This window comes from Paenibacillus sp. sgz302191, from assembly GCF_057749925.1.
Genome location: NZ_JBYLHY010000072.1, coordinates 1 through 3,545 on the forward strand (window position 1 = coordinate 1; position 3,545 = coordinate 3,545).

The following is a 3,545-nucleotide window of genomic DNA, read 5'->3' on the forward strand; positions in this document are numbered from 1 at the left end:
CAACGCCTGCGGCGCGCAGCGTGCGGGCCAACCGGTTCGCCCGCTCGTCCAGCTCGCCGTAAGTCATCACGGCGTCTTCGAAACGCACCGCCGGCTTATCCGGCGTGCGCGCAGCGTGCTCTTCGAATAGCGCGTGAATCGTCGCAAAGCTCGGATACACCGCCGCCGTGTCGTTAAACTCCAGCAAAATTTGCTCCCGCTCCCGGGCCGTCATAATTTCGATTTCATCGATAGGAGCACCCGGATTCGCCAGCGCTCCGGTGAGCAATTGCTGAATATGAACGGCCAACTGCTCGACAGCTTCCCGCCCGTAAAGACCTTCGTTGTAGATCAGGTTCAACTGCACGCCGGCTTCGTCCATGCCAAACGCAAACTCAAGATCGGAAACGACCGATCCCGGTTCGTAAAACGTATGTAAATGGCGGAAAGAAAACATCGTATGAATAATCGGAGCTCCGCCGGGCTCGTATTGCATATTCAAATCGCCGGCCATTTTTTGCAGCGTCATATTTTGATGGGCGATCGATTCGCTGACCGTCGCGCTCAGTTGGGACAATAGCGATTTATACGACTCCTGCCCGTTCACTTCGGCTTTCAGCAAAATGAAATCGTTCAAAAGCGGCGCATCGGACGTTTTGACCGGAGGCATAGCAAGAATGACATTCGCTTCATTCGTATATTTGTAAAGCAGACAACTTACGCCCGCAAGCAGCAGGTTGGATAATGCGATCGTAGAACCGCCGGCAATCGCGCTCAGCCTTTCGGTCATTCGGGCAGGCAGCGCGCAAGGCACAATGCCGGTTGATTGGGCTTGGCGCTTCAAGTCTCTGCTGCTGGTCGCCGCGCTGTAAGGAACCATGGAGATCGTATCTTCGGCGGCAAATCTGTTCGTCCAAAATGCCCGTTGCTTTTTCATCAAAAGAATCCCCCCGGTTCATTTCAAAAAGGATGTTGCAGAGTGCATGCCTCCACGCACGCACTCTGCAATGGGCTGCTCATAACCGGCAGCTGTTAAAAAGAGTACTCAACCGGCTCCATGCTCGGGCCGTCTGTCAGCTCAATGTCGCCTAAACGGATATGCGGCGTTTGCGTGACGATGTTCAGCATCGCGGTAAAGTCGCCGGCAAATTTCCCGGCTGTCGCCGCCCTGAACAGCTTCGTGCAAAATTCCAGACTGCAGACGATGTTGTCCGCTTCCTCCATCACGTATAGCGTCAAGTCGAACTTCGCAATGTTGTAATCCATTTGCTGCGAAGCAAAGCGGAGCGATGCGACGTCCAATTCCTGCTGCTCGTTGTTCTGCATGACCAGCATCGTATCGAACAGCGGATTGCGGCCGGCATTCCTGCTCGCGCCCAGCTGCTCTACGAGCTCCTCAAACGGATACTGCTGGTGCTCGTACGCGTTTAGCGCCTGGTCCTTGACTTCCTGCAAGAAGTCTGCAAACGTTTTGTGTTCCGCCGGATAGTTCCTGATCGCCAGTGTATTAACGAACATCCCGATCACCGGCTCCAGCTCGGGCAGCGGCCTTCCTGCGACCGGCGTGCCGACGATCACGTCCTCCTGACCGCTGTAGTAAGCCAGCAGAACGTTGTAAACCGCAAGCAAAACCATGAACAAGGTGGCGCCGCTCGCTTCGGCCAACTGATTCAACGCTTTGGACAGCTCCGCATCCAGTTCAAAGTCGACGCGGTCGCCTTCGAAGCTGCGTACCGCCGGACGCGGATAATCGGTCGGAAGATCCAGCTCGGGCAGCTCGCCGGACAGTGCTTCTAGCCAGTAGAAAGCGAGCTGTTCGTGCTGCTGTCCTTCCGTTTTGTGCTGCCAGACCGCATAGTCCTTATATTGGATGCGCAGCTCGGGCAGTTCCTCGCCGCCGTACAATTTCACGAATTCTTGCGTCAAAATGCCCATCGACGCTCCGTCCGAAACGATGTGATGCATATCGAACTGCAGGATGTGACGGTTCGCTTCCAGTTCAATCAGCTCTACGCGCATAAGCGGCGGCTTGCTCAGATCGAAGGCGCGGACGAAGTGATGCATGATGGATTCGGCTTCCTCTTCGCTTGCCCGGACAACCTCCACCGCAAAATCCACCTCATCGTAAATGCGCTGCATCGGCTCCCCGTTCACCATTTCAAACCCGGTGCGCAGCGACTCATGACGGCGGATTAACCGGCGGAACGCCTCTTCCACCCGCTGCTTGTCAAGCGGGCCTTCAACCGTAAGGACATTCGGCATATTGTAGCTGATGTCGGCGCCATCCAGTTGGCTTAAAATGTACAGGCGCTTCTGGGCCGACGTCAGCGGATAATACTCGCTGATGTCCGCAGGGACGATAGCCGCTTGAACAGCCGGTGCCGCTTCTTCAAACAGAACGGCCAGTTGCTCAATCGTCGGGCGTTCGAATACGCCACGCAAAGGCACATGCGCCCCGAGTTCTTTTTGCGCGCGGGCCATCATCGTCGTCGCCCGCAAGGAATGGCCGCCGATCTCAAAGAAGTTGTCTTTCACGCCGACGCGTTCAAGGCCCAAAACTTCCCGCCAAATGTGCGCGAGCTTTATTTCCGTCTGCGTGCGCGGTGCCGCGTAATCCGACTCCGACCGTACGCTCGCTTCCGGAGCAGGCAGCGCCTTGCGGTCGATTTTGCCGTTCGGGCTGAGCGGCATCCGCTCCAACTGGATCAAATAAGTCGGCACCATGTAGGCCGGCAGCGTCTCCGCCAGCCTGCTGCGCAGCTCGCTGGCCGGCAGCTCCGTCTCCGCCACGTAGTACGCGCACAGCAGCTTCTGGCCGCTCTCGTCCGCACGGGCGACGACGACCGCTTCATTCACGTGCTCCACGTTCAGCAGCTGCGACTCCACCTCGCCCAGCTCGATCCGGTAGCCGCGGATTTTTACCTGGTGGTCGATCCGGCCCAGGTATTCGATGTTGCCGTCCGGCAGCCAGCGCGCCAAGTCCCCGGTCCGGTACATCCGCCCCCCGTCCGCGAACGGATCGGCCACGAACTTCTCCGCCGTCAGCTCCGGACGGTTCAGGTACCCCCGCGCCACGCCGACGCCGCCGATGCACAGCTCCCCGGCCACGCCGACAGGCTGCAATTGCAGCGTGCCTTCTTTCACGATGTACAGCCGCGTATTGTGGATCGGCTTCCCGATCGGGATGACCGGATAACGGACATCCGGCTCGCAGTCGAAGTACGACACGTCCACCGTTGCTTCCGTCGGGCCGTACAGGTTGATCAGCCGCGCGCGGTTCACCCACGCTACCGCCTGCTGGAACCGGGCCACATGCTGCGGCGGCAATGCTTCGCCGCTGGCGAACACCTGGCGCAGCGTGCCCAGCTGTCCGGCCAGCTTCGCTCCCGGCTGCTGCTCCGCGTAATCGAGGAACGCGTGCAGCATCGCAGGCACGAAATGCATCGTCGTCACGCCGCTGCGCTCGATCGTTTCCAAAATCCGCTCGGGGCTCTTCTCGCCCCCGACGGACAGCAAGCACATGCTGGAGCCGACCATCGCCCACCAGAACAGCTCCCACACCGACA

2 protein-coding genes are annotated in these 3,545 nt (G+C 58.8%); both read right to left on the reverse strand.

What is annotated here, in order from left to right:
• Positions 1 to 916 (reverse strand): condensation domain-containing protein (locus tag AC3G2T_RS38570; RefSeq protein WP_488438798.1); only part of this gene is annotated, 916 nt, incomplete at its 3' end.
• Positions 917 to 1,011: 95 nt separating this feature from the next.
• On the reverse strand, positions 1,012 to 3,545 hold a 2,534-nt coding region (locus AC3G2T_RS38575; RefSeq protein ID WP_488438799.1), incomplete at its 5' end, for a condensation domain-containing protein.